At 42.6% G+C, this 815-nt stretch carries 1 protein-coding gene; it reads left to right on the plus strand.

Annotated features, from left to right (window positions below; all coding sequences use genetic code 11):
* Window positions 1-55 precede the first annotated feature (55 nt).
* A protein-coding gene (locus NW818_RS01965) for an IS5-like element ISSoc13 family transposase (protein ID WP_148202704.1) occupies window positions 56-798 on the plus strand; the annotation gives its coding sequence in 2 pieces (ribosomal slippage) (window positions 56-374 and window positions 374-798; 744 coding nt in all).
* Window positions 799-815: the final 17 nt, after the last annotated feature.

Raw genomic sequence — 815 nt, forward strand, 5'->3', positions numbered from 1 at the left:
TAGGTCGTGTTGATCTTATGTTAGGATAGAGAGAATAATTTATAGAGGAAAGAGGATGAAGTTGGTTTTTTTAGATGAAAACAAATGGCAGAAGATATTGGCTTTTTTACAGACAGAAGAGAGAGTTAACATTGGGAAAGAAGCAAACTGCAAACAGTTTATTGAAGCAGTTCTTTGGATAGCCCGTTCCGGTGCTCCTTGGCGCTACCTCCCAGAAGGATATGGCAAATGGTACACCATCTATCAAAGATTCCACCGGTGGAGTCGTTTTGGAGTGTGGGAACGGATGTTCAAGTATTTTATTGACGACCCTGATTTAGAGCATCTCATTATTGATTCAACCATGGTTCGAGCGCACTCCTGTGCTGCCGGAAAAAAGGGGAGCAAGCTTTGGGGAGAAGCCGAGGCGGATACAGCACCAAGATTCATGTGAGTGTAGATGGGTTGGGAAATCCGCTGGAATTGAGAATAACTGGCGGAGAAAAGAGCGATATTACTCAAGGGGAAGAATTGATAGAGGGCTGGCAGAGAAAGGATACCAAAGTAATTGGGGATAAAGGATATGATGCGGATAAGTTGATTGAGAAGATAGGGGAAGCTCAAGCGGTTATTCCGCCTAAAAGGAATAGAAAGACGCAGCGGCATTATGACAAGCATCTGTATCAAGAGAGGCATTTAATCGAATGCTTTTTTCATAAGTTAAAGCAGTACCGGCATCTATTTTCTCGTTTTGACAAATTGGCCAGGAACTTCTTGAGTTTTCTCTATCTCGTCAGTGCTCTCTTTTGGCTCAAATGAAAGATCAACACAACCTA

The organism is Synechococcus sp. R6-5 (genome assembly GCF_047461775.1).
Lineage (GTDB): Bacteria > Cyanobacteriota > Cyanobacteriia > Thermostichales > Thermostichaceae > Thermostichus.